The organism is Mesorhizobium sp. C277A, from assembly GCF_040324395.1.
In the GTDB taxonomy this organism is placed as follows: Bacteria; Pseudomonadota; Alphaproteobacteria; order Rhizobiales; family Rhizobiaceae; genus Mesorhizobium.
In genome coordinates, this window is the sequence record NZ_JAMYVW010000002.1 from 4,826,321 (window position 1) to 4,851,419 (window position 25,099).

The 25,099-nt window shown below is 64.1% G+C and carries 20 protein-coding genes; 11 read left to right on the forward strand and 9 right to left on the reverse strand.

The window, feature by feature from the left end; all coding sequences use genetic code 11:
* The first annotated feature begins 57 nt into the window (after positions 1-57).
* The 9 genes from NKK52_RS23765 (at position 58) to NKK52_RS23805 (ending at position 13,728) form a co-directional block, all read left to right on the forward strand.
* Positions 58-2,478, forward strand: a complete 2,421-nt coding sequence (locus tag NKK52_RS23765; RefSeq protein ID WP_031204116.1) for a glucan 1,4-alpha-glucosidase — start codon at positions 58-60, stop codon at positions 2,476-2,478.
* A gap of 41 nt (positions 2,479-2,519) precedes the next feature.
* The gene (gnd, locus tag NKK52_RS23770; RefSeq protein ID WP_023683928.1) at positions 2,520-3,533 is read left to right on the forward strand and encodes a phosphogluconate dehydrogenase (NAD(+)-dependent, decarboxylating); all 1,014 of its coding nucleotides are present in this window, start codon (positions 2,520-2,522) and stop codon (positions 3,531-3,533) included.
* Positions 3,534-3,556: 23 nt separating this feature from the next.
* Positions 3,557-4,930, forward strand: coding sequence for a glucose-6-phosphate dehydrogenase (gene zwf, locus NKK52_RS23775; RefSeq protein WP_023687745.1), 1,374 nt, complete (start codon positions 3,557-3,559; stop codon positions 4,928-4,930).
* Between the two features lie 119 nt (positions 4,931-5,049).
* A complete protein-coding gene (locus NKK52_RS23780) occupies positions 5,050-5,754 on the forward strand; it encodes an ROK family protein (protein WP_023670469.1) in 705 nt (234 codons plus the stop codon).
* A 214-nt stretch (positions 5,755-5,968) separates the two neighbouring features.
* Positions 5,969-6,433, forward strand: a complete 465-nt coding sequence (locus NKK52_RS23785) for a Ros/MucR family transcriptional regulator (protein WP_023670470.1) — start codon at positions 5,969-5,971, stop codon at positions 6,431-6,433.
* Between the two features lie 133 nt (positions 6,434-6,566).
* Positions 6,567-7,667, forward strand: a complete 1,101-nt coding sequence (locus NKK52_RS23790) for a pyridoxal phosphate-dependent aminotransferase (RefSeq protein ID WP_023687742.1) — start codon at positions 6,567-6,569, stop codon at positions 7,665-7,667.
* A 158-nt stretch (positions 7,668-7,825) separates the two neighbouring features.
* Positions 7,826-9,067: an MFS transporter gene (locus NKK52_RS23795; RefSeq protein WP_023683924.1), complete on the forward strand. Its 1,242-nt coding sequence runs from the start codon at positions 7,826-7,828 to the stop codon at positions 9,065-9,067.
* Between the two features lie 354 nt (positions 9,068-9,421).
* Positions 9,422-10,528 carry an efflux RND transporter periplasmic adaptor subunit gene (locus NKK52_RS23800; protein WP_023683923.1) on the forward strand — a complete coding sequence of 369 codons (1,107 nt, stop codon included), beginning with the start codon at positions 9,422-9,424 and terminating at the stop codon, positions 10,526-10,528.
* Complete coding sequence (locus NKK52_RS23805) at positions 10,525-13,728, forward strand: efflux RND transporter permease subunit (RefSeq protein WP_023683922.1); 3,204 nt, start codon at positions 10,525-10,527, stop codon at positions 13,726-13,728. Before NKK52_RS23800 ends, NKK52_RS23805 begins: the two co-directional genes overlap by 4 nt.
* Before the next feature lie 30 nt (positions 13,729-13,758).
* Here NKK52_RS23805 and NKK52_RS23810 read toward each other — a convergent pair whose 3' ends face one another.
* The 8 genes from NKK52_RS23810 to hemC all read right to left on the reverse strand — a co-directional run bounded on the left by NKK52_RS23810 (position 13,759) and on the right by hemC (position 21,042).
* The gene (locus NKK52_RS23810) at positions 13,759-14,394 is read right to left on the reverse strand and encodes a LolA family protein (RefSeq protein WP_023683921.1); all 636 of its coding nucleotides are present in this window, start codon (positions 14,392-14,394) and stop codon (positions 13,759-13,761) included.
* 56 nt (positions 14,395-14,450) lie between these two features.
* Positions 14,451-14,714 (reverse strand): YMGG-like glycine zipper-containing protein, encoded by a 264-nt coding sequence (locus tag NKK52_RS23815; protein ID WP_023670477.1) that lies wholly within the window; start codon positions 14,712-14,714, stop codon positions 14,451-14,453.
* 187 nt (positions 14,715-14,901) lie between these two features.
* Complete coding sequence (locus tag NKK52_RS23820) at positions 14,902-15,618, reverse strand: glutamine amidotransferase (RefSeq protein ID WP_023834670.1); 717 nt, start codon at positions 15,616-15,618, stop codon at positions 14,902-14,904.
* A 14-nt stretch (positions 15,619-15,632) separates the two neighbouring features.
* Positions 15,633-16,112: a tellurite resistance TerB family protein gene (locus NKK52_RS23825; RefSeq protein ID WP_023715872.1), complete on the reverse strand. Its 480-nt coding sequence runs from the start codon at positions 16,110-16,112 to the stop codon at positions 15,633-15,635.
* A gap of 76 nt (positions 16,113-16,188) precedes the next feature.
* Entirely contained in the window at positions 16,189-17,790 is a 1,602-nt protein-coding gene (locus tag NKK52_RS23830; protein ID WP_023683917.1) for a heme biosynthesis protein HemY, read from the reverse strand.
* A gap of 10 nt (positions 17,791-17,800) precedes the next feature.
* Positions 17,801-19,291 (reverse strand): COG4223 family protein, encoded by a 1,491-nt coding sequence (locus tag NKK52_RS23835; protein WP_023683916.1) that lies wholly within the window; start codon positions 19,289-19,291, stop codon positions 17,801-17,803.
* A 112-nt stretch (positions 19,292-19,403) separates the two neighbouring features.
* Complete coding sequence (locus tag NKK52_RS23840; RefSeq protein WP_023715871.1) at positions 19,404-20,117, reverse strand: uroporphyrinogen-III synthase; 714 nt, start codon at positions 20,115-20,117, stop codon at positions 19,404-19,406.
* Position 20,118: 1 nt separating this feature from the next.
* On the reverse strand, positions 20,119-21,042 hold the full coding sequence (gene hemC, locus NKK52_RS23845; protein ID WP_023683914.1) for a hydroxymethylbilane synthase: 924 nt from the start codon (positions 21,040-21,042) through the stop codon (positions 20,119-20,121).
* A gap of 120 nt (positions 21,043-21,162) precedes the next feature.
* Here hemC and tsaD point away from each other — a divergent pair, with 120 nt between their 5' ends.
* A complete protein-coding gene (gene tsaD, locus NKK52_RS23850; RefSeq protein WP_198020732.1) occupies positions 21,163-22,248 on the forward strand; it encodes a tRNA (adenosine(37)-N6)-threonylcarbamoyltransferase complex transferase subunit TsaD in 1,086 nt (361 codons plus the stop codon).
* Positions 22,245-23,261, forward strand: coding sequence for an NAD(P)H-dependent glycerol-3-phosphate dehydrogenase (locus NKK52_RS23855; protein WP_023683912.1), 1,017 nt, complete (start codon positions 22,245-22,247; stop codon positions 23,259-23,261). Before tsaD ends, NKK52_RS23855 begins: the two co-directional genes overlap by 4 nt.
* Here NKK52_RS23855 and NKK52_RS23860 read toward each other — a convergent pair.
* Positions 23,258-25,024 carry a DUF7056 domain-containing protein gene (locus NKK52_RS23860; protein ID WP_023683911.1) on the reverse strand — a complete coding sequence of 589 codons (1,767 nt, stop codon included), beginning with the start codon at positions 25,022-25,024 and terminating at the stop codon, positions 23,258-23,260. The two genes, NKK52_RS23855 and NKK52_RS23860, sit on opposite strands and share 4 nt — an antisense overlap.
* Positions 25,025-25,099 lie beyond the last annotated feature (75 nt).

Sequence of the window (25,099 nt, forward strand, 5' to 3'; positions counted from 1 at the left end):
TGCGATGATTGAAAAGCCTTCGCCTGCTGGTCTAGGGAAGGGCCCAGGAGACCATGCATGGCAGCGACGCCGCCGACCCTTCCCCCCAGTGCACCCAAAAGAATGGGCGCGCCCGGAATTCCGGCGCGCTGGACGTCAAGCGCCAAGAGCGGCGTAGGTGCCGCGCTTTCGACGGCGAGCCGCGTCTGGTTCACGCTCAGCCATGGCATCGTCAATGAAGTCTACTATCCCGGCCTCGACAGCGCCTGCACGCGCGACATGGGACTGCTGGTCACCGGTCCCGGCGGCTGGTTTTCCGAGGAGAAGCGTGACGCCACACATGCCATCGAGCCGTTCGAGGACGGCGTGCCCGCCTACCGGCTGATCAACGCGACGGCGCGTTACCAGATCGAAAAGCGCATCCTGGCGGATCCGGCGCGCCCGGCCTTGCTGCAGGAAACCAGCTTCACGGCACTCGAGGGCGTGGCCACGGACTACCGCGTCTACGCCCTGCTGGCGCCGCATCTGGTCAATGCCGGCATGGGCAACACCGCCTGGATCGGCGAGCACAAGGGGAGGCCGATGCTGTTCGCGTCCGGGCGCGGCACCTGCCTGGCGCTTGCATCCTCGCTGCCCTGGGGTGATTGCTCGGCCGGCTATGCAGGCTTTTCCGACGGCTGGCAGCAACTCAGCCGCGCCGGCCGGCTCAATCCGGCCTGCCAAAGGGCGGAGGACGGCAATGTCGCGCTGACCGGCGAGATCGGCTTTTCCTTACGCAACAGCAAAGCCTTGCTTGCGCTTGGGTTTGGGGCAACGCCGGATGAAGCGGCCGAAAACGCCGCCGCCAGCCTGAAACGCGGGTTTGAGCCGGCGGCAAAGGTCTATGTCGCGAAATGGCGGAAATGGCAGGCAGGCCTGACGGCGCTCGACCACCATGATGCATCCGGCCTCAACACCTACCGCGTCAGCACAGCGGTGCTGGCGACACACCTGTCGCTGGCGAGGCCCGGTGCGGCCGTCGCCAGCCTGTCGATCCCCTGGGGGTTCAGCAAGGGCGACGACGACCTTGGCGGATATCATCTGGTCTGGCCGCGCGACCTCGTCGAAACTGCGGGCGGCTTCCTCGCCGCCGGCGATCCGGCGCAGGCGCTTGAGATCCTCGCCTATCTCCGTTCCATCCAGCAGCCGGACGGCCACTGGCCACAAAATGTGTGGCTCGACGGCTCGCTCTATTGGCCGGGCATCCAGATGGACGAATGCGCCTTCCCGCTGCTGCTTGCCGATGCGCTGCACCGCGCCGGCCACCTGCCGCGCGCAAAGCTCGCCGCCTTCATGCCGATGGTCGAGAAAGCAGCGTCCTATATCGTGCGCAATGGCCCCGTCACCGGGCAGGACCGCTGGGAAGAGGACGCGGGCTACAGCCCATTCACGCTCGCCGTCGAAATATCGGCACTGCTTGGCGCCGCCGATCTGTTCGACGTCAACGGCAAACCCGAGCCGGCTAACTATTTGCGCGAGGTCGCGGATTGCTGGAACGACCAGATCGAGCGCTGGACCTATGTCAGCGGCACACCGGAGTGCCACGAGGCTGGCGTCGACGGGTACTACATCCGCATCGCGCCGGCCGACGCTTCAGGCGCCGCATCGCCGAAGGACGGCTTCGTACCGATCAAGAACCGTCCGCCGGGCGATACCGACAAGCCGGCCGAAGCGATTGTCAGCCCGGACGCGCTGGCGCTGGTCCGCTTCGGCCTCAGGGCCGCGGACGATCCGCGCATCGTCGGCACGGTCAAGATCATCGACGCGCAACTGCGCTGCGACCTGCCGCAAGGGCCTCTATGGTACCGCTACACCAGCGACGGTTATGGCGAACACGCCGACGGCGCCCCCTTCGACGGCAACGGCCAGGGCCGACCCTGGCCGTTGCTGGCCGGCGAACGCGCTCACTACGAGCTGGCCGCCGGCCGCAAGGACAAGGCGGCAAGCCTGCTCGACACATTCGAGGCTTCGGCTGGGGTGGGCGGTCTGCTGCCGGAACAGGTCTGGGACGGCGCCGACATACCGGAGCGCGAATTGTGGCTGGGCAAGCCGTCGGGCAGCGCCATGCCGCTGGTCTGGGCGCATTCGGAACACATCAAGCTGTTGCGCTCGCTCCGCGACGGCGCCGTCTTCGACATGCCGCCGCAAGGCGTCAAGCGCTATGTCAGGGACAAGACCGGCTCGCCGCTGAGGATATGGCGCTTCAACAACAGGCTGCGCACCATGGAAGCCGGCAAGACGCTGCGGGTTGAACTGCTGCAGCCGGCACTGATCCGCTGGAGCGGCGACCAGTGGCAGACCAGCCATGAAATCAACACGTCCGTGAATGTCTTTGGCGTCCATATGGCGGATCTGCCGGTGACCGATATTCCGCGAGGTAATACGATCGTCTTCACTTTTTTCTGGCCCGACGGCGACCGTTGGGAGAATGTCGACTTCACCGTCGGCATTGAGAACTAACTCGCCAGCAATTTCTTTCCTCAAGCGACTAGGACAACACCATGCAGATCGGAATGATGGGACTGGGCAGGATGGGCGCCAACATGGTGCGCCGCCTGATGCGCGACGGCCATCAATGCGTCGTCTACGACATCAACCCGGCAAGCGTTGCCGCCCTGGTTGCCGATGGCGCCATCGGCGCCGCATCGATGGAGGAGTTCGTCGGCAAGCTTTCCAAGCCGCGCAGCGCCTGGCTGATGCTGCCGGCGGCGATCACCGGCAAGATCGCCGACCAGGTGGCAGCATTGATGGAGCCCGGCGACATCATTATCGACGGCGGCAATTCCTATTATCACGACGCTGTCGACCAGGCGGCCGAGCTTGCGGCCAAGGGCCTGCACTATGTCGATGTCGGCACCAGCGGCGGCGTTTGGGGCTTGGAGCGCGGCTACTGCCTGATGATCGGCGGCCCCGATACGGCGGTCAAACACCTCGATCCGATCTTCGCCACGCTGGCGCCCGGCGCCGATGCCGGCGCCACGCCCGACAAGGCGGGCGGGACCGCACCCTTTGGCTACCTGCATTGCGGACCGAGCGGCGCCGGCCATTTCGTCAAGATGATCCACAACGGCATCGAATATGGCGTCATGGCCGCCTACGCCGAAGGCATGAACATCCTGAAATCGGCCAATGCCGGCAAAAGACAGCGCACTGCCGACGCCGAGACCAGCCCTTTGGAAAACCCGCAATACTATCAGTTCGACATCGACCTGCCGCAGGTGGCCGAGGTCTGGCGCCATGGCAGTGTGATCGGCTCCTGGCTGCTCGACCTCACCGCCGGCGCTCTGAAGAGCGACCCGGCATTGGCCCAGTTCGGCGGCCGCGTCTCCGATTCCGGTGAAGGCCGCTGGACGCTGAAGGCGGCGATCGACACCGGCGTGCCGGCGCCGGTTCTGTCCTCGGCTTTGTTCGACCGCTTCTCCTCGCAGGGCGAATCCGAATTCGCCGACAAGCTGCTGTCGGCCATGCGCTATGCCTTTGGCGGCCATGTCGAAAAGCCGAAGGCCGGCAAGTGAAGGCCGCAGGGGAGACGCGCAAGATGAGCCCGGAACGGTCCGACACGCTGGTGCTCTTCGGAGCAACCGGCGACCTTGCCCACAAGAAGATATTTCCGGCCCTCTACCAGATGGTAGCCAAGGGGACGCTGACCGAGCCGGTGATCGGCGTCGCCTTCGATGCCTGGGACATCAACCAATTGCAGGCGCGGGCCCGCGACGGCATCGTCAACGCTCTCGGCAAGATCGACGAAAAGATCTTCGCCAAATTCGCCAGTCTGCTGCGCTATGTCAGCGGCGACTACCGCGACGGCGCGACCTTCGAGAAGCTGAAGACGGCGCTCGGCTCGGCGCAGCGGCCGCTGCACTATATGGCGGTGCCGCCGACCATGTTCGAGACCGTTGTCCAGGGGCTGGAGCAATCCGGTACCGCGCATGGCGCGCGGCTGATGGTGGAAAAGCCGTTCGGCCACGATCTCCAATCGGCGCGCTGGCTGAACCGCGTGCTGCATCTGGTGTTCGAAGAGCAGTCGATCTTCCGCATCGACCACTATCTCGGCAAGGAGGCGATCCAGAACCTGCTCTATTTCCGCTTTGCCAATTCCTTTCTCGAGCCGATCTGGAACCGCAACTTCGTCGAAAGCGTACAGATCACCATGGCCGAGGACTTCGGCGTCGAAGGCCGTGGCAAATTCTATGACGATGTCGGCGCTATCCGCGATGTGATCGAGAACCATCTGCTCAACATCCTTTTGCTGCTCGCCATGGAACCGCCGGTCGGCCGCTCGGCCGACGATCTGATCGACGAGAAGGTGCAGGTGCTGCGCGCCATCCGCACGCTGACCAAGGACGACGTCGTGCGCGGCCAGTTCACCGGCTACCTCGCTGAACCCGGCGTGAAGCCGAACTCGCCGGTCGAAACCTTTGCTGCCGTGCGCTTCATGGTCGACACCTGGCGCTGGCAGGACGTGCCGTTCTTCATCCGCACCGGCAAGAACATGCCGGTGCATGTGACCGAAGTGATCGTGCGGCTGAAGCGGCCGCCGCTCGACGTCTTCGATCCGATCAAGCCCAGCGACGCAAATTACGTGCGCTTCCGCATCGACCCGCAGGTGGCGATCTCGATCGGCGCGCAGCGCAAGGCGCCCGGCGACGACATGGTCGGCGAGCAGGTCGAGCTCACCGCGCTGGACGATTCGAAGGGCGACATGCCGCCCTATGAGCGGCTGATCGGCGATGCCATGAACGGCAATGGCCAATTGTTCACCCGCCAGGATGCCAGCGAGCTTGCCTGGCGCATCGTCGGCCCGGTGCTGGGCGACACCACGCCGCCGCATATGTATGAGCCGAAGACCTGGGGGCCTGCCGACGCCATGGCCAGCTTCGGGCCGCCCAACGGCTGGATCAATCCGAGTTGAGCAATTCCAGGAAAAGTGCGAGCGGTCTTTCCGTCCGAAATTGGGTAAAAACAAAGAGTTGGAGCATTCCCCCGTTTCCCTGAAACGCGGGAATGCGCCAAGTGAGCGGAGGAAACGACATGGCCAAGGCAGCCAGGCCCGCGAAGGCCAAGGCCGAACCGATCGTGCTGACGATCGATGTCGGCGGCTCGCATGTGAAAATCCTCACCAGCGCAGGCGGCGAGATGCGCCGCGCCGATTCCGGACCGGACCTGACGCCGCAGCAGATGGTCGCCACGGTGAAGACGCTGGCCGAAGGGCTGGCCTATGACCTGATCTCGATGGGCTATCCCGGCCCGGTCAGGCACAACAGGCCTTCGCTCGATCCCGCCAATCTCGGCAAGGGCTGGGACGGCTACGATTTTGCTGCCGCCTTCGGCAAGCCGGTCAAGGTCGTCAACGACGCGCTGCTGCAGGCGATCGGCAGCTACGATGGCGGGCGCATGCTGTTCCTCGGCCTCGGCACCGGCCTGGGCGCGGCGATGATCCTCAACAATGTCGGCCAGCCGATGGAACTGGCGCATCTGCCGTACCGCAAGGGCGGCAGTTTCGAAGATTATGTCGGCGAGCGCGGCCTGGAGAAATACGGCAAGAAAAAATGGCGCAAATACGTTTTCGACGTCGTGGGGCGGCTGCGTGCGGCGCTGCAGCCGGATTATGTCGTCATCGGCGGCGGCAATGTCGACAGACTGGATGAATTGCCCGCCACATCCAGGCGCGGCGACAATACGCGCGCTTTCGAGGGCGGTTTTCGACTATGGCGCGACAAGGCGCTGATCGTCTGATAGTATTAAAATTCAGTATAGTTGTTCAAAATGACGTGTGGCGCGATACGAAGTCATTGCGTTACGCAGATTTGGCGATTAGATCGGTGGCACCGGATGGAATCATCTGGCGCAACCGCACATATGCGGCAAGACAAATGACTAGAGCGGATTTCCGGCTCCGCTGGGACCACTCTGGGAGTTTCCGCCACCCCCCTAGCGACGGAGAGATAAATTGGCCGACGACAGCAACGACTCTGACAAGGACATCGACCTGCTCGAGCTTACCGCCCATATCGTGTCCGCTTACGTCGAGAAGAACCGCTTGCCCGTTGCCGGCCTGAGCGATCTCATCGCCAGCGTTGCGGCGTCGATCGGCGGGCTCAGCCAGCCGCCGGCCCCAGTGGCGGCGCCGCAGATCCCGGCCGTCAATCCCAAGCGGTCGGTGACGCCGGATTACATCATCTGCCTCGAGGACGGCAAAAAATTCAAATCGCTGAAGCGCCATCTCGGCGTCCATTTCAACCTGACGCCGGAAGCCTATCGTACCAAATGGGCCCTGCCGGCCGACTATCCGATGGTTGCCCCCAACTACGCGGCGTCGCGCTCCGAGCTGGCCAAGTCGATCGGCCTCGGCCGCAAGGCCGCAGTTGCCGCGCCGGCGAAAGCCAAGGGCCGGAAGGCCAAAGTTCCGGCCTGAGTGGGATCAGCGCCTCGGCCCTGAGCCAATCGTTTGGACGACTGGAACAGAAGCCTGCCGGCGAATGAGCCTTGGCAGGCTTCGTGCTTTTATGGCTTGTACCTCTGAGTGTCAGGACTTTGGGGGAGCAGCCATGAACTACGCCAGAATGGTGATCGAGAAAGAGGCGCCGGAGGAATACGGCTACGATCGCATTCGGTTCAATCTCTCCGAAAGCTCGATCGCCGATCAGAAACTCTCCGACGTCGGCCTGTCGCTGCCGGATCTCACGCTGTTCTACGGCGAGCATCGCGGCGACAAGGAGTTGCGGGCGCTGATCGCGGCGCAGGATTCCGGCATTTCGCCTGACGATGTTCTTGTGACCGCCGGTGCGGCGGGCGCGCTCTTCATCATTTCGACCTCGCTTCTGTCGGAGCGCGACCACCTTGTCGTCGTCCGGCCGAACTACGCCACCAACATCGAGACCCCCAAGGCGATCGGCTGCGCCATCTCCTATGTCGATCTCGATTTCGACGCAGGCTTTGCCATCGATTTCGGCCGCGTCGCCGCCAGCATGCAACCGAACACCAAGCTGATCAGCGTCACCTGCCCGCACAACCCGACCGGCACGATGATGGGCCGGGCCGATCTCGACGCGCTGATTGCGCTGGCTGAAGCGAGCGGCTGCCATCTGCTGGTCGACGAGACCTATCGCGACCTCTCCTATGGACAGCGCCTGCCGGCGGCGGCTTCTCTCAGCCCCAAGGCGATCAGCGTCTCGTCGCTGTCGAAAGCCTTCGGCATTCCCGGCATCCGCATTGGCTGGCTGATCACCAGCGATGCCGAACTGCAGGAGCGCTTCCTCGCCGCCAAGGAGCAGATCGGCATTTGCGGCAGCGTCATCGACGAAGGCATTGCGCGCGGCATGCTGGGGCGCCGCGACGCTTTCTTGGGCGCGCTGCTGCCCGAGATGGCGAAACGCCGCGACATTGTGCAAGACTGGATCGACCGCGAGCCGCTGGTCGACTGGGTGCGGCCACAAGGCGGCGTCGTCGGATTTCCAAGGCTCAATGTCAGTCCAGACTTCGACCTCGACCGTTTCTACGTCAATCTCTTGGAAAACCACGGCACCTATGTCGGTCCCGGCCACTGGTTCGATATGCCCAAGCGCTTCTTCCGCGTCGGTTTCGGCTGGCCGAAAGAGGCGGAATTACAGGGCGGCCTCGACGCCATCACTGCCGCGCTGAGGCAGTAACGTCCGCGTGCAATCGGGCGAGCGGCTGGAAAACCGCTTGATCCAGGCCCGATTTTCACGCATACGCGCCCCGAACTTTGATAAGTTTCATTGGCCGGAACAGCGCCCATTTCCGGGAAGTGCCCCGCCGGCCAATGCAAGCAACGGGGCCTGTATCCATGACATCCCATTCCCATACACCGCCTGACCGGCGTTACGCCGCCTTCCGCCATCGCTCCTTCCTGAGCTATTGGGCGGCGCGTTTCCTGACCACCTTCGCCACCATGATCGTGTCCGTCGCCGTCGGCTGGCAGATCTATGATCTGACGCGCGATCCCTTCGATCTCGGCATTGTCGGCATCGTCCAGTTCCTGCCGTCGCTGCTGCTGGTGCTGGTCACCGGCGTTGTCGCCGACCGTTTCGGCCGCCGCCTGATCATGGCGCTGGCGACGGTAGTCGAGGCAGGTTGTGCGCTTGTCCTGTTGTACTTCACGCTGCGCGGTCTCGTCAGCCCGCTGCCGATCTTCATCGTGCTGGCTATGTTCGGCCTGGCGCGCGCTTTTTATGGGCCGGCCTCGTCGTCGCTGTTCGCCAACCTTGTTCCGCCGGAAGATTTCGGCAATGCGATCGCCTGGAACTCGTCCGCCTGGCAAACGGCGACCATTGTCGGCCCGGTCGCCGGCGGCCTGCTCTATGGCGTCTCGGCCGAAGCCGCTTACGCCGTTGCCTCCGTGCTGATGCTGGTGGCCGGTCTGCTGATCTTCACCATTCCGAAACCGGCCCAGCAGAGCGCCACCGACAAGCCGACGATGGAGACGCTGTTTGCCGGCTTCCGTTATATTTGGAGCGAGAAGATTGTGCTCGGCGCCATCTCGCTCGACCTCTTTGCCGTGCTTTTGTCCGGCGCCTCGGCGCTGCTGCCGGTCTATGCCCGCGATATTCTGGAGCTCGGCCCGTGGGGCCTCGGCCTGCTGCGCTCGGCGCCCGGCATCGGCGCCATCTGTGTCGCGGTCTGGCTTGCCGGGCATCCCCTGCGCGACAGTGCCGGCAAGATCATGCTCGGCTTCGTCGCCGGGTTCGGCGCCTTCACCGTGCTGTTCGGCGTCTCGACCATCACCTGGCTGTCGATCCTGGCCCTTGCCGGCCTCGGCGCCACTGACATGTTCAGCGTCTATATCAGGGAGACGCTGATCCAGCTGTGGACACCCGACGAGGTGCGCGGCCGCGTCAACGCCGTCAACCAGGTCTTCGTCGGCGCCTCCAACGAAGTCGGCGAGTTCCGCGCCGGCACCATGGCGGCGCTGATCGGCACCGTGCCGGCGGTGGTGATCGGCGGCGTCGGTGCGATTGCCGTCGCCGGACTGTGGGCGGTGCTGTTTCCGCAACTGCGAGGGGTGCGGCATCTCGACAGCCGCAACTGATCGAGTAAGCCGCTGGATCCGGTCCAAATCAGCTTGCGCCGATGACGGCTGAGATGGGTCGGAAGCGGATGGGCCGGTTCTGGGCGAACTAGCCAGATGGCGGGGCAGCCACAGGGTGGACATTTCAACCCATATGGAAAATGATCATGTTGCCATGCACAATACTGCAGTGCTCTGGTCTCGACGAGAAACCTTAAATATAGAAGAGAACCACCCGACCTCCGGGTCCAGCGAGCGGGGACGCAAATGGACACTTCAGGGAATCGGCAATCGCATCGCGACGCAAGCGGGCGACCCAGCCGATCGGCCGGCTGGCTGGCCCGCGCAGCCGTCCCAGTGGCATTCCTGCTCGGCATGGCTTTCAGCAGCAACGCGTTTGCGCAGGACCAGCAACTGCCGGTGGTGACGGCGGCCAAGCCGGTGGTACGTGAAATCGTCGAAGACGACGAGTTCGTCGGGCGCTTCGAAGCCGTCGACGAGGTCGCCATCCGTTCGCGCGTCAGCGGCTATCTGGACAAGATCAGCTTCCAGGACGGCGCACTGGTCAACAAGGGCGACCTGCTCTTCACCATCGACCAGCGTCCGTACCAGGCGGCCTACGATGCCGCCAAGTCGCAAGTGGACGTCGCCAAGTCCCTGCTCGAATTCTCCAAGATGCAGCTGGATCGCGCCGATGAGCTCGCCAAGACCGGCAATATCTCGGCCGCGACGGTCGACGACCGCCGGCGGGAATACCTTTCGGCGCAGGCGCAGATGCAAGGCGCGACGGCTGCGCTGACGACGGCCAACCTGAACCTGGAGTTCACCGAGATCAAGGCGCCCTTGTCCGGCCGCATCGACCGCCGGCTGGTGTCGGTCGGCAACCTCGTGCAGCCGGATTCCACCTTGCTGACGACCATCGTAACGCGCGATCCGATCGACTTCTATTTCGACGTCGATGAGCGCCTGTATTTCAGCTACGCCCGCGACGCGAAGGAGCGCGGCGGCAGCATGCAGGAAGGCGCCGGCGGGCTCGAGGTGGTGGTTCGCGTCGCCGACCGCGCGGAGGCGGTATTCAAGGGCAAGCTCGATTTTGCCGAGAACCGGATCGACAAAGCGACCGGCACCATGCGGGTGCGTGCAAGGTTTGCCAATGCCGACGGCGTTCTCCAGCCAGGCATGTTCGGGCGCATCAACGTGCCGGGGTCGCTGCCGCATAGCGGCGTTCTGGTGCCCGACGAGGCGGTCGGCGCCGATCAGGATCGCCGCATCGTGTACCTGGTGGATGAGGCCGGGATGGTGTCGGCGAAGCCCGTGCGCACCGGCCCGCTTCTCGACGGCTACCGGGTGATCCGCGCGGGCCTGACCGGCGACGAGACGATCATCGTCAACGGGCTGATGCACGCCAGGCCCGGCACCAAGGTGAAAGTCGAGATGGTGACGTTGCCGCCCAAGGTCGAGACCGCCGGGTTGCAGCAATGAGGTTCGCCCATTTCTTCGTCGACCGTCCGATCTTCGCATCGGTGGTTTCGATCGTCCTCCTGATCCTCGGCGGGATTGCTTATACCCAGCTGCCGATCGCGCAATATCCCGAGATCGCGCCGCCGACCATCGTCGTTCGCGCCCAGTACCCGGGCGCCGACGCCGAGACGGTCGCAGCGACGGTGGCAACGCCGATCGAGCAGGAGATCAACGGCGTCGAGGGCATGCTTTACATGTCGTCCTATTCGTCCGGCGACGGAGCGATGGCGCTGACCATCACCTTCAAGCTAGGCACCGATCTCGACCAGGCGCAGGTGCTGGTACAGAACCGCGTCTCGGTCGCCGAGCCGCGCCTGCCCGAAGAAGTCCGCCGCCTCGGCATCACCACCATCAAGAGCTCGCCCGACCTGATGATGGTCGTGCACATGCTGTCGCCCGACAATACCTACGACCAGCTCTACGTCTCGAACTACGCCCGCTCGCGGGTGCGCGACATATTGCTCAGGTTGGACGGCGTTGGCGACCTCATCATCTTTGGCGAACGCGAATATTCGCTGCGCATCTGGCTCGATCCGGAAAAACTGTCCGCCCTGGGGATGACCTCGGGCGATGTGGTGCAGGCGCTGCGCGACCAGAACGTCCAGGTGTCGGGCGGCTCCATCGGCGCGCCGCCGACCAATACCGGCACGGCGTTCCAGTACACGGTCACCACGCAAGGCCGCTTCAACGACGCACGGGACTTCCGATACGTGATCGTCAAATCGGCCGAAGACGGCCGCCTGATCCAGCTGCAGGACGTGGCGCGCATCGAGCTCGGCGCCAAGGATTACGTCACCAACTCCTATCTCAACGGCAAACCGGCGGTGGCGCTCGCCATCTTCCAGCGGCCAGGCACCAATGCGCTCGCCGCAGCCGCGGAGATCCAGGACAAGATGAAGGAGCTTTCCCAGGACTTCCCGAAGGGATTGAGCTACGACATCGTCTACAATCCGACCGAGTTCGTCGCCGAGTCGATCCAGGAGGTCTACAAGACGATCCTCGAGGCGATGGTTCTGGTCATCATCGTCATCATCGTCTTCCTGCAATCGTGGCGCATGGCGATCGTGCCGATCGTGGCGATCCCCGTGTCGCTGATCGGCACGCTGGCGGTGCTTTACGCCGCCGGCTTCTCCCTCAACATGCTGACGCTGTTCGGCCTCGTGCTGGCCATCGGCATCGTCGTCGACGATGCGATCGTCGTGGTCGAGAACGTCGAGCGAAATATCGCCAGCGGGCTGGCGCCCAATCCGGCGTCGCATCTGACCATGGACGAAGTCGGAACGGCGGTCATCGCGATCTCGCTGGTGCTGATAGCCGTGTTCGTGCCGACAGCCTTCATTCCCGGCATTTCCGGGCAGTTCTACCTGCAGTTTGCGATCACCATCGCGGTGTCGACGGCGATCTCGGCATTCAATTCGCTGACGCTCTCGCCGGCCTTGGCCGCGCTGCTGTTCAAGCCGCACCACACTGCTGCGGCGCCGCCGCGCTTTTTCCTGGCGCGGTTCGGACGGGCGCTCGCCGACGGCTTCAATCGCGGCTTCGACAAGGTCGCCCATTGGTATTCAAGCATCGTGCGCGTGTTGGTCGGCTCGCGGATAGCGATCGCCGCCACGCTGGCCGTTTTCGCGGCCCTCATCTACGCCACGGTCTATATGGTTCAGACGGTGCCGCGCGGTTTCATTCCGTCGCTCGACCAGGGCTATGCGATCGTCGTCGTCCAGTTGCCGGACGGCGCCTCGCTATCGCGGACCGATGCGGTCATCCAGCAGGCGTCGCAGATCATCCAGAAAACGCCGGGCGTCGACTACGCGGTCGCCTTCGCCGGCTTCTCCGGTGCCACCTTTACCAATGCCAGCAACGCGGGCGTGATCTTCGCCAGGTTCAAGCCGTTTGACGAGCGACTGGAAGCCGGCCAGTCGGCGACCCAGGTCATCGGCAATCTGTTCGGCAGCCTGCAAAGCATCAAGGAAGCCTTCATTATCGCACTGCCGCCGCCGCCGATCCGCGGCGTCGGCAATGCCGGCGGCTTCAAGCTGCAGATCCAGGAGCGCAACAGCGCCGACATGCGGCAGATCCTGGCGCTTGCCTATGAAATTGCCGGCAAGGCCAACAAGACGGCGGGGCTGACCGGCGTGTTCACCACTTTCTCCGCGTCCAGCCCGCAATTCTTCCTGGCGATCGATCGCGACAAGGCGCGCATCCTGAACGTGCCGATCCCCAACATCTTCGAGACGCTGTCGATCAATCTGGGTACCGCCTACGTCAACGACTTCAACGCTTTCGGGCGCGTCTACCAGGTGCGCGCGCAGGCCGACCAGGCGTTCCGCCTCGATCGCGCCGACATCTTGAAACTGAAGGTGCGCTCGGCGACCGGCGCGCTGGTTCCGCTCGGCACGTTGATCGAGATCCGCGACGTCACCGGCCCGGCGCTGGTCCAGCGCTACAACATGTATGTCTCGGTGCCGCTGCAGGGCAACGCCGCGCCCGGCGTTTCCACCGGCGATGCGCTTGCCAAGATGGAAGCGATCACGGCACAGACGTTGCCGGCCGGTACCTCCTACGAATGGACCGAACTCGCCTATCAGGAGCGTAACACCGGCAATGCCGCTGTCTATATCTTCGGACTGTCGGTGCTGTTCGTGTTCCTGGCGCTGGCGGCGCAATATGAAAGCTGGGTGCTGCCGTTCGCCATCGTGCTGGTGGTGCCGCTCGGCGTGCTCGCAGCGTTGCTCGGCGTGTGGTTCCGAGGGCTGGACAACAACATCCTCGTGCAGATCGGCCTCATCGTGCTGATCGGACTTGCCGCCAAGAACGCGATCCTCATCGTCGAATTCGCGCGGCAGGCCCAGGAACGCGGCTTGTCGGCGGCCGAGGCTGCCGTCGAAGCCTGCCGGCTCAGGCTGCGGCCGATCCTGATGACCGCCTTCTCGTTCATCCTCGGCGTCGTGCCACTGATGATCGCGACGGGCCCGGGCGCGGAAATGCGGCAGTCGCTCGGCACCGCGGTGTTCTCCGGCATGCTGGGCGTCACTTTCGTCGGCCTGTTCCTGACGCCGGTGTTCTACGTCACGCTCAGGTCGCTGTTCTCACGGCGCAAGCCGCATGCCGAGGCCGAGTTTTCGGCACCGGCAGAGGTGCCGTCCGAGACGGCCGCCGAGTAGTGTTACACGGGCAGTTCGTGGCGCTGCCGACTATTTCGTTTTGGTGTTGAATTCACGGTTTGCAGCATAGTCGATAGTGAAGGTGCCCGCAGGAGCGCGAACGCCCTGCTTCACGTTGGATATGGTGACTGTCGAGGTAAGGCCCCTCTCGTCAGTCAGGGTCCATCTGCGTAGATCGAGCGATTCCCTGTCAAACACCATAGTGATATTCGAATTGCCGAAGGCCGACTTGTCGGCCAGCCTGATGATCACCTGGGCGCCATCGTCCCTAATACTTTTGAGGCGATTGCCGGAAAAGTTGACCTGATTGTCGAGGAGCAGCTTGAGCGGCGTCTTCGAGAGAGCATAGAGCCGCGATGTCTTGAGCTTCTTGTTATAGACCACCAAGGATTTTCCATCTGCAATTACGCTGACCCCTGATTGGCCTGCATAGTTGAAGCGGATCTTGCCCGGCCGCTGGAGGAAAAATTTCCCTTTGGTCCTTTCCGCTCTTGGGCCCGACTGGACAAAGTCCCCGGACATGGGCTTTACCGATGAGAAGTGATCGGCAATCGTCTTCGCTTCTACAGGTGCGGCCAAGGCCGCGGTCGAAAGTTCGGCGTTTATCGCGACAGCGCTGACAACGGCGAACCAGAAAGCCCGCAGTCTTTTGCTGTTATATGCCATTCAGTTATCCTACCCCGAGCAGGCGCGTGATCGAAAGAGATCACGCGCCTTTGAGATCAGTAGCCGTCCGGGCACTGAGCAACGTAAACTCGACCGTTCCGACCGCGATATCTGCACTGGCCGGCTTCGCTGGCGTGCCCGATGACCGCCCCGGCCAGCGCTCCGACCGCCCCGCCAACAACCGCCCCTTTTACCGGGTCGCCGGCCACTGCTGCGCCTACAGCTGCGCCACCCAAACCACCGACGGCAGCGCCTTGTTCGGTGCGGGAGCATGCCGCGAGCGGAATGAGTAGGCTCAAAATGAGCAGCGTCTTCTTCATTAGTTCTCTCCTGGGGCCGTTATTAGCCGAAGCTTAAATGCGCCACGGAGTTTTTCGATCCATCGGAGTGTTTGGGGCGCAATCCAAATCTGCGGGAACGGGCTATGGTCCCGGATCCATCGTACACGCCTCCCATAGGTAAGTCGTCTTTGGGCAAGCTCGGCCGTTCAGAGTAGTTGGATTTGCTCTATCCCTCAGTAGGCTTGCCGAAGATCAGGCTCAAAAACTCGCTCAGCCAGCGCTTGAGGTGCATATCCCAGATCAGCCGGCCGCCGAGATGGTCGCGGCCGGGCTGCGCGCCGGGCAATTCGAAACGGTGTGCGCCGCGCACCACCCAGCGCTGCATCATCAACCGGGTCAGTTCGCCATGAAACTGGATGCCCCAGGCATTGTCGCCATAGCGAAAAGCCTGGTTGGGGTAGGTTTCCGCCGTCGCCAGCAGCGTCGCATCCCTGGGCAGCGAAAAGCCTTCCCGGTGAAACTGGTAAACCATGTCGGGCCAGGGCAGCAGTTTTTTGCCGGCTTCCGTCGGCTTCAGCGGATACCAGCCGATCTCGACCAGCCCCTCGCCATGCCCCTCGACCTTGCCGCCGAGATGATTGGCAAGCATCTGCGCGCCAAGGCAGATGCCGAGGAAGGGCCGGTTCTCCTTTAGCGGAACATTGAGCCAGTTGGTCTCGCGGCGGACGAACTCATCTTCGTCATTGGCGCTCATCGGCCCGCCAAACACCACGGCGCCGGCGTGTCCCTCCAGCGTCTCCGGCAGGCTGTCGCCGAGAGGCGGCCGGCGGATGTCGAGGTCGAAACCTTCCTCGAGCAGCATGTGGCCAACCCGGCCGGGGCTCGAAGTCTCCTGATGCAGCACGATCAGGATTTTTGGTTTCGAGCTCGGTCTGGGCGGCATGGAAAGGCGGAATCCTATTCGTCGCTCGACGTTCCGCTGGCGCCGGGCGCGGCGGCCGCCGCCTTGCGGCGCGCCTCGACGCGGTCTTGGCGCTCGACGCCGATCAGTTCGGCGACGCGCCAGACGGTGTTGTCCTCCAACTCGTGCAGTTCGCCGTCGGCATAGACGATTTCCCACATCAGGCCGATGAAAGCCTTGCGCGCCTCGGCGTCGAGATGGCGCTTCAAGACGCTAGTGAAGGCATAGAGGTCGATCTCCTCATTGTCGGCGCGCTCGCCGGCGGCAGCCAGCGCATCGAGTTCGTCGCCGCTGATCGAATAGCTCTGCGCCAGCACCTGCTTGAACCGCTCCCACTCGACATCCTGGCGCACGCCGTCGGCATTCATCACATGATAGAGCAAAGCCGACGCCGCAACGCGCGGATCGTCCGCATTCGCGCGAGCCCCAGCCCCGGAGGGCAGGTCTTTCAGAAAGGCCAGGACGCGTTCGAACATGGTGCTCACTTCACTTTATTGGAGCATGATCTTTTCCAAAAACCGCTATCCACTTTTTGGGATCATGCTTCAGGGATCAAAACAGGCGGAAGCGGCGCGGTGACTTCTCCGCTTCGTCGTCGGGGTCGACGCCAGGGTCGTCGGGCAGCCGGGCCAGTTCCTCGGCAGGTTCGACGGGTTCGGCATCGGGCGGTATTGCGGCGAAAGCGGCGGAAGTGACCGGTGTGACCTGGTCGTCGCCCACAGCAGGCTTCGGCTCGATCGGCGCCTCGCTGATCGTCCTAGCGATGGCGGGATGATCGATCACTTCGGCTTCCTTTGCCGGTTTGGCAGGTGCCGCAAGCACCGGCACATCGGCTTCGTCTTCATGGCTGTCGATGAGCTGGCCCAGCCGCTCCATCGGCGCGCGCCAGGCGAAAGCATCGAGCTCGCCGCTGACCGGCGATACCGGCGCCCAGCGTTCGGAGACGACGCCGTCGGCGACCCAGGCCGGATCGCGCGGCGCCCTGACCGCCTTGGACAGCAATTGCCTGATCTTGCCCTGGTCGCCGGTCTCTGCCTCCTCGATATCGGCCAGCAGCAGGTAAGCGCCTTCCCGGCGATCCATGCGGATCGCCGCTTCCGCCTCGCGGCGGGCGGTGGAAAAATCCTGCGCATCGAGCGCGGCGCGCGCCACCGTCATCGACGATTCGGCATTGTTGCGCTTCAGCTCCTGCAGCTTCTTCGCCCGGTTGAGACGATCGACCACGGCATCTCCCGGCCTTGCATGGGTGTAGAGCTCGGCGATCTCGGGATGCGGCTCCGCCTTCCAGGCTGCCTCAAGGATCTTCGAGCCTTTGCGCACATCGTTCTGTTTGAACAGAAGATTGGCGGCTGCAACCGCGGCCGGCGCGAAATCGGGCGCGAGCTTGTTTGCCTCGAGTGCCGCTGCCTTGGCTGCATTGGGGTCGCTGTCGGTCAGCGCCTGCGCCTTGGCGGTCAACAGCACAGCGCGGCGGCGATTGGCGGCGTCGCGTTCGATCTGCCTGGTCGACTTCTGCGCCTCCACCAGCTTCAGCGCGCCGTCCCAGTCGCCGCGCCCGGTCAGATCTTCCAGCGTCGATTCGGCGGCCCAAGCCAGTTGCGGTGCGACGGAAGCGGCGCGCCCGGCATAGTGACGCGCGGCGTTGCGGTCGCCGAGCCGTTCGGCTTCGAGATAGAGCCCGCGCAGGCCGAGCAGCCGCATTTCGGGGTCGTCGAGCATGGCCTCGAATTTTTCGCGCGCGCCCTCATGGTCGCCTTCGAGCAGCGAGGCTTGCGCTTCGAGCAGCTGGATCAGCGGCTCCTGGTCGGAGCGGATCAGTTTGGCGGCTTCCTTGGACTTCTTGCGGGCCAGCGCGCCATCGCCGGCGCCGGCTGCGATCATGCCGGTCGACAGCGCCTGGTAGCCGCGGTCGCGGCGGCGGACGCGGAAATAGCGCGAGATCGTGTACGGGCTGTTCCACAGCGACTTGATCAGCCACCAGACGATCATCACCGCTGCGACGACGGCAACGATCGCCACCGCCGCCACCATCAGGCTGACCTGGTATTGATAACCGTTGAAGGTGACAACCATCTCGCCGGGACGATCGGCCAGCCAGGCAAAGCCGAGACCGAGCGCGAAAACGGCGGCGAGAAAGATGAGAATGCGGATCATCGTGTCGTCCTCATGCCTTCATCGCACCTGCAATCAGCGCGTCGACCTGCGTCTCGACGTCGATGCGCGCCTTCAGTTTGCCGGCAAAGTCGGCGCCGGCAGCCTTGACTGGATCCGGCAGCGTTGCGTATTGGCTGAGCGCCTTGGCGTAGTCGCCCTGATTGACCGCCACTTCGATGCGCGCCACGGTTTCCGGCGCGCCGGCGCCTTCGACGGCGCCGATCGGCCGGACCTTGACCAGCGATTCGGCGCTCGACAAAAGGTTCTGGAAGAAGCCGGCATTTTCATCGACCGGCGTCGCCGCCGCGACCATCGCATTGGCCGCGGCGTCGGCCTCGCCGGCGATCTCGGTGCGGGTCGGGACGCCCTTTTCAGCGTAGGGGCGCAGCGCTGCAATCTGCGGTGCATCGGGCGAGATCGCCGCGAAGGTCTCCAACTCGGCGGCGAACGGCGCGCCGCGGTCAAGCGCCGCCTTCAAGGCCGAAGCGGCGATGGCCATCGCGATCTTTGGCTGCGAGGCCTGCGCATCGACCTTGCCGGCGAGCTGCATCACCGACTGCTCCAGCGCGGCGATCTTGCCTTCCTGCGCCTTGGCTGCCTCGCCGGCCGATTTCACCAGTGCGTCGAGGCCCGCCAGTCTTTCATTGAGCGGCGCGAGATCGACGGGCGCTGCACCACCGGCCTGGCCAAGGGCGGCGACCGCGGTCTCGATCTGCTTGACCTTGTCGCCAACCGCGGCAAGCCCGGCATTGTCGCCGGCGCCGCCCTTTTCGACCGCCGATTTCAGCGATGCGACATCGGCCTTGACCTGATCCAGCGCCGAAGACAGCCCGTCGACCTTGGCCGTTGCGGCGCCATTGCCGCTGGCTTCCCTGAGGTCGGCGATTTCGCGCTTCAGCGAAGCGATCTCGCCATTGACGCCGTCGAGCGAGACCGTGCCCGCCCCTGAGCCCGGAGCGCCAAGCACGCCGACAAACTGCAGCCCGCCGGCGGCAGCCAGCGCGATGACACCGCCGATGATGCCGGCGGCAATGCCGTTCGTGCGCTTCGGTTGCGCGGCCATGGGCTGGTTCCCGGCTGTCCTTGGGGTTTCCTTGGGTGCACCCGGCTTGGGCGAGGCATCCTCGAAACTGTAGTCGGAGGTTCTGGCGCGCGGTGGCGCATCCGAAGCGGTGGGGTAAGGCTGCTCCGCCTGGGTGGACGCCTTGGCATCGGCGCTTTCGGGAGCGGCCTGCGCCGCGGCATCGGAGTGCTCCCACGGCTCGAGATCGGCCTGATCGGCATGAACGGGCTCGTCAGGCGTCTCCGGCTGCGCATTGGCCATGGCAGCGGCATCCTCGGCTGCAACCGACCCTGCCGGGGCCTCGACGTCGTCCGAGTTGGCGACATCCGTCTTGGCGGCATCCGCATCGGCAATGCGCGAGACAGCGCCGGGTTCGAGTTCGATGGTCACCGGCTCGCGGTGGCTTTTCGAATGTCGCATCTTCGGCGTCTTGACCATGCCTGGGCTCCGCAATCCCGCTTCGTCTGGGCGCCCGACGGCGCGTGATGGTTTGAAAAATGGTCTAGCACATCATCATCAGGTGAAAAGGGGCGGCGTGATGACACGGCGCTCAGTCGCCGCGGTGCAACAGCTCAAGCAGCGCCTCCTCCTGCGGTTCCCGCGCAATGCGTATTTTTTTGCCGGCGGCATTGTCAAACGCCGCTGCCACGCGCTCGGAGAGCCCAAAAGCCTGCATGTTTTCAAAGAGATCGCGCAGTTCCGCCCGGCTGGCCAAGGCCTGCAACGCTGCCGCCGCCTTGGCTGAATAGAGCAGCACCGCGTCGACCGCCTGATCGGACAGGCGTGTACGGATTTCAGCATCGGAATAATCGAGCGAAATCGTGTCGTAGGTTTCGACGGTGCGGACCTCGACGCCGGCCTTTCGCAGCCGCGCCTCGAATGCCGGAAACCGCACGCGCCCTGTGAGATAGACGACCGCCTTGCCGGAAAGGCCGGCAGCAATCGCCTCGGCCAGCCGCTCGGCGTCGCCCGCCCCTTCGCTGACCGACAAGAACCCTGTCGAACGTGCCGCTTCAGCCGTCCTGCGTCCGACGGCATGGCAAGGCAAGGCGGCGAGCGCACGAATGAGTTCTTTCGGCGCATGCCGCACCGCATTTGCGCTGGTCACAGCGACGGCCACGGCATTGTCGCTCGCAGCATCGGCGCCAACCCGCAGTGTCACCGTTTCGGTCAGCGGCAGAAGGAGCGGCTCAAATCCCAATTCCTGCAGCCGCCGCATGGTTCGCGACGCCCCAGGTTGCGGCCGCGTCACCAGGACACGCATATCAGACCCAGCCGTCGAAGAAGGTTTCGCCCGCTTTGACCCGCACCATCCTGGCCGCGTCCGTGCCGATGTCAGCGGCATCCAGCGCCAAGCCTTCGGCCTTGACCTCATGCGATTGCGTGCCATCGGGCGAAATGATCAGCCCGGCGAAAACCAGCCTGCCGCCCGATATCGTCGCATAGCCGGCGATCGGCGTGCGGCAGGAGCCATCGAGCGCCGCCAGGAAGGCGCGCTCACAGGCCAGCGCCTGGCCTGTCGGCACATCATGGATGGCCACCAGCATCTTTTCGACCTCGCTGTCGCCGATGCGGGTTTCGATGCCGATTGCGCCTTGTCCCGGCGCCGGCGGAAAAGCATCGAGCGGCATCAGATCGGTGACGACATGGCCGAGCCCGAGCCGCTTCAGCCCGGCATAAGCGAGGATCGTGCCTTCGGCGACGCCTTCCTCCAGCTTGCGCAGCCTGGTCTGCACATTGCCGCGGAACATGACCACGTCTAGGTCCGGCCGCATGCGCCGGATCAGCGCCTGACGCCTGAGCGAAGACGACCCGACCTTGGCGCCTTGCGGCAAATCAACAATGCGCTCCACCGCCTTGCCGATGAAGGCGTCCCGCGCATCCTCGCGCGGCAGGAAGGCGGACAGCTCCAGCCCGACCGGCAGCACTGTCGGCATGTCCTTGGAGGAATGCACGGCGATATCGATCGTGCCGGCCAGCAGCGCCTCTTCGATTTCCTTGGTGAACAGCCCCTTGCCGCCGGCTTCCGACAGCGGCCGGTCCTGGATGCGGTCGCCGCTGGTCGAAATGACGACGACCTCGAAGGCTTCCGCCGGCATGCCATGCGCTTCCATCAGCCGCGCCTGCGTCTCATGCGCCTGGGCGAGCGCCAGCGGGCTGCCGCGTGTTCCTATTTTCAAAGTTTGCATGGCGCGCGGTCCGTGATAACCCCCGGCTGGCTTTGCGTTTCCGGCGCTCTCCCTAGCGAGGCCCGCCTCTACTAACTAGGAAAGTCCGGCGACACAATCTCTGGAGACAGCGACGAATTGATCCGCGTTCTGGGCATTGAGACGAGTTGCGACGAGACCGCCGCCAGCGTGGTGACGCTGGACGGCGATTCCGTGCCGGTGATTGCGTCCAACATCGTGCTCAGCCAGATCGAGGAGCACGCCGCCTTCGGCGGCGTCGTGCCGGAGATCGCCGCGCGTGCCCATGTCGAGGCGCTGGACGGCATTGTCGAGGCCGCTCTTGCGGATTCGGGCGTAGCCCTGGCCGACATCGACGCCATTGCCGCTACTGCCGGCCCCGGCCTGGTCGGCGGGCTGATCGTCGGCCTGATGACGGCCAAGGCGATTGCAGCGGCCGCCGGCAAGCCGCTGATCGCCATCAACCATCTGGAAGGCCACGCACTGACCGCAAGGCTGACCGACGGGCTCGACTTTCCCTATCTGCTGCTGCTGGTTTCCGGCGGCCACACCCAGATCGTCGCCGTGCGCGACGTCGGCGACTACCAACGCTGGGCGACGACCATCGACGACGCGCTCGGCGAAGCTTTCGACAAGACGGCCAAAATGCTCGGCCTGCCCTATCCCGGCGGCCCGAACGTCGAAAAGGCGGCAATGTCCGGCGATGCGACGCGCTTTGCCTTTCCGCGGCCGATGAGGGGCTCGGCGCAGCCCGATTTCTCCTTCTCCGGCCTCAAGACCGCCGTGCGCCAGGCGGCGACCGCCATCCAGCCGCTAAGCGAGCAGGATGTCGCCGACATCTGCGCCTCGTTCCAGGCGGCGGTAGCCGACGCACTTGGCGACCGCGTGGCCCGCGCGCTGGCCCGCTTCCGCGACGAATTCCCGGACAAGGCCGAGCCGGCGCTGGTCGTTGCCGGTGGCGTCGCCGCCAACAGAGCGATCAAGGCGACGCTGCAGAAGCAGTGCGCCGAGGCCGGCTTCGCCTTTGTCGCGCCGCCGCTGAAGCTTTGCACCGACAATGCGGCGATGATCGCCTGGGCCGGCATCGAGCGGTTGCGGGCAGGCCTGTCGCAAGAGAACGGCTTCGATTTCGTGCCGCGTTCGCGCTGGCCGCTGGACAGCATTTCGGCCCCGATGGTCGGCTCCGGCCGGCGCGGAGCAAAAGCATGAGCGCCGGCAACACAAGCGGCAGGGACAGAACCGGCTGGCGCGTCGCCGTGCTCGGCGGCGGCGCCTGGGGCACGGCGCTGGCGCTGGCGATGCTGCGCGCCGGTCACGATGTCCGGCTCTACGCCCGCGACGAAGAGACGGTTTCCGCGATCCGCCGCGGCGAGAACTCGCGTTATCTCCCCGGCATCGCCATTGAAACAGGCATTGCGGCGACGAGCGATATCGGCACGGCCCTGACCGATGCCGATTGCGCGCTGGCCGTGGCGCCGGCGCAGGCGCTGCGCGCCATGCTGACGACGGCAAAGCCCCATATGCCGAAAGGCATCCCGCTGGTTCTCTGCGCCAAAGGCATTGAGCGCGACACCGGCGCGCTGCTGTCGGCGATCGTTGATGAGATTCTGCCCGAAACTCCGGTTTCGGCCCTGTCCGGTCCCAGCTTTGCCGTCGACGTCGCCAGGGGTCTGCCGACCGCTGTCGTGGTTGCTGCACGCGACGACGCCTTGGCGGCCGAGCTTGCCGCGCGCTTTTCGGCGCAGAATCTGCGCTGTTATTCCAGCGACGATTTGATCGGCGTCGAGATCGGCGGCGCTTTGAAGAATGTCTTCGCCATTGCCGCTGGCGCCGTCACCGGCGCCGGGCTCGGCGCCAGCGCGCAGGCCGCCATGGTGACGCGCGGCTTCGTCGAACTGCGCCGCATCGGCGCGTCCTTCGGCGCCAAGCCGGAGACGCTGATGGGGCTTTCCGGCCTCGGCGACCTTTTGCTCACCTGCTCTTCCGCCCAGTCGCGCAATTTCGCCTATGGGCTGGCGCTGGGGCAAGGTAAGCCCTTGTCCGGACTGCCGCTCGCCGAAGGCGTGCCGACGGCGGCGATCGCCGCCCGCATCGCCACCGAGCGCGACATCGACGCGCCGATCATCGCTGCGGTGTCGGCGATACTGGACGGCACGATCACCATTCGGCAGGCTGTCACGGCATTGATGACCCGGCCGCTGAAGACCGAAACCGGTATTTAATTGTAAACTCCCGTGAACAGCTCGGTATTGTCCCCGCCAGGCACGATGCGGTTTTCATAGTGACCTTCCGGCAGCAGCAGTGCCTCGGCTGGACCGTTGCGCAGGACAACGTCGCTGGTACCTGCCTCCAAGGATAGGGGCGAAGAATGCGAGGTGCCGTTTATCTCGACCTCGCCGTCTGCAAGCTCCCCGCTGGTCGTGTACAGGCTGTATCGTCCGGCGACAGGCACCTTGAAAACGACCGGACGACCGGAATAGAGGCGACGACCAGCCATTCTGACGTTGGGAGCGATCTGGACGTAGCTGTCGCGGATGAGAGGCGCGATCACGGTATCGATTAAATCCATGCGATATGACCAGAGGACCATCTTGGGCGGGGAATCCGAGAGAACTTTGTAGGCTTCCGATTGCCTGCCTTCCTGCAATGTTTTCAAGACATAATGCTGGTCGAGCCAGAGTGTGGAGGGCTCCTGTCGATTGGGCAGCATGGCGATGCCGTCGAAATACTTCTCATCCGGTGCGAGCAAAGATTCCGCGCGCGAGACCAGTTCAAGCTGGGTCTGATTGTTGAGGCGTAGGTAAACGACATTGCTCGCGTAGCTCATGGCGATGGCTGTGATCAGCACCGCGAGGACAGGAACCCGGTAGCGCGCGTGGGTTGCGGTGCTGTCGAGAAGCTCCAACGACCAGAGCGCAACGAACGGCAACGCCATGATGAAGACATAAGGCCAGGGCTGGTCGTGCGTGAATACCAGCACCGTGATGACGAGTGAAAAGATCAGCGCAATTCGCCTTCGACCATCGAGTTTCATGATCCGCATCAGTGACAGGGCCATACCGGAGAAACAGATCCCGTAAAGAAGGGCGTTCCGCGCCAGTGTCTGTAACACGAACTGCCTCAGTCCCCCGTAGTCACCGCCTCCACGCGTCGCAATCTCGACCGGGCCAAGTATAAGGTTTTTGGCCGCGAGAACAGGGGCGCCTCCACCGAAGATCAAGCAATAGACCATTATCGGAACGGCCCATCCAAGCACGAGCCACCCTCCGCGAACCGCCCCTGTTGCGTAGCGTCTCATCAAGGCTGCGTCAGCAACAAGGCCGATGCCGAGCGCAACGTTGAAGTAGACCGATTTCTGAGTGATGACGAAGGCAAGGCCACTTAGCATGCCGGCGGCAACAAGCTGCCTTGCCCTCAACCCAGGTGCGCGCAGGACAACCAGCAACGCCGCCACGGCGAAGAACACTGCCGGCGGTTCGGCGATGGTACGAAAGATGCGCTCCATGAAATTCGAAAAGCACAGGAGAACGAGGACGATCGTCAAAGCGCGCACGCGATCCTCGCCCAGAGCGCGAGCGCATGCGTAGATCAAAGAGATCGTCCCGCAGGCCAGCAACGCAGTCTGCATGCGGCCAGCAAGCAGAATCGACGTGGCATTCCAGCCGATCAGATGAGCAATCTCATAAAAGGCCGCATAGCCGACCGCCTTGGGATGCCAGATCGTATCGAACAGGCCGTTGGAGAAATATTTCGCCCATCCGAGTTGGACGAATTCATCCATGACGAAGCGGATGTTCCAAGCCAGAACGAACAGCAAGATGATCTTGAGTGCGATCAGGATATGCAGAAAAGTTGTTGTTGGGCGCTGCCCGAGAGCGAACAGCTTGTTTGGTCCCGGCTCCTGCGTATTCAAGACAACCCCCTCGATCGTGCCCAGGCAGACCAACGCCAGGCGTGCTGCCTCGCTGGGCGCAACGCCCTTCATCCTCAGACAACAACTTCGAGGCCGGCAGCTCCGCTTGGCGAAGCATGGTTCCACCGCGGTTAATTTTCCGAGACT

Coding starts and splice junctions, on each gene's coding strand:
- NKK52_RS23810 (WP_023683921.1), bottom strand. CDS start 14,394: ATGGCATATAACAGCAAAAGACTGCGGGCTTTCTGGTTCGCCGTTGTC.
- NKK52_RS23780 (WP_023670469.1), top strand. CDS start 5,050: ATGGCCAAGGCAGCCAGGCCCGCGAAGGCCAAGGCCGAACCGATCGTG.
- NKK52_RS23805 (WP_023683922.1), top strand. CDS start 10,525: ATGAGGTTCGCCCATTTCTTCGTCGACCGTCCGATCTTCGCATCGGTG.
- zwf (WP_023687745.1), top strand. CDS start 3,557: ATGAGCCCGGAACGGTCCGACACGCTGGTGCTCTTCGGAGCAACCGGC.
- NKK52_RS23825 (WP_023715872.1), bottom strand. CDS start 16,112: ATGTTCGAACGCGTCCTGGCCTTTCTGAAAGACCTGCCCTCCGGGGCT.
- NKK52_RS23855 (WP_023683912.1), top strand. CDS start 22,245: ATGAGCGCCGGCAACACAAGCGGCAGGGACAGAACCGGCTGGCGCGTC.
- NKK52_RS23830 (WP_023683917.1), bottom strand. CDS start 17,790: ATGATCCGCATTCTCATCTTTCTCGCCGCCGTTTTCGCGCTCGGTCTC.
- NKK52_RS23790 (WP_023687742.1), top strand. CDS start 6,567: ATGAACTACGCCAGAATGGTGATCGAGAAAGAGGCGCCGGAGGAATAC.
- NKK52_RS23765 (WP_031204116.1), top strand. CDS start 58: ATGGCAGCGACGCCGCCGACCCTTCCCCCCAGTGCACCCAAAAGAATG.
- hemC (WP_023683914.1), bottom strand. CDS start 21,042: ATGCAAACTTTGAAAATAGGAACACGCGGCAGCCCGCTGGCGCTCGCC.
- NKK52_RS23860 (WP_023683911.1), bottom strand. CDS start 25,024: ATGAAGGGCGTTGCGCCCAGCGAGGCAGCACGCCTGGCGTTGGTCTGC.
- NKK52_RS23835 (WP_023683916.1), bottom strand. CDS start 19,291: ATGGTCAAGACGCCGAAGATGCGACATTCGAAAAGCCACCGCGAGCCG.
- NKK52_RS23815 (WP_023670477.1), bottom strand. CDS start 14,714: ATGAAGAAGACGCTGCTCATTTTGAGCCTACTCATTCCGCTCGCGGCA.
- NKK52_RS23800 (WP_023683923.1), top strand. CDS start 9,422: ATGGCTTTCAGCAGCAACGCGTTTGCGCAGGACCAGCAACTGCCGGTG.
- gnd (WP_023683928.1), top strand. CDS start 2,520: ATGCAGATCGGAATGATGGGACTGGGCAGGATGGGCGCCAACATGGTG.
- NKK52_RS23820 (WP_023834670.1), bottom strand. CDS start 15,618: ATGCCGCCCAGACCGAGCTCGAAACCAAAAATCCTGATCGTGCTGCAT.
- NKK52_RS23795 (WP_023683924.1), top strand. CDS start 7,826: ATGACATCCCATTCCCATACACCGCCTGACCGGCGTTACGCCGCCTTC.
- NKK52_RS23840 (WP_023715871.1), bottom strand. CDS start 20,117: ATGCGTGTCCTGGTGACGCGGCCGCAACCTGGGGCGTCGCGAACCATG.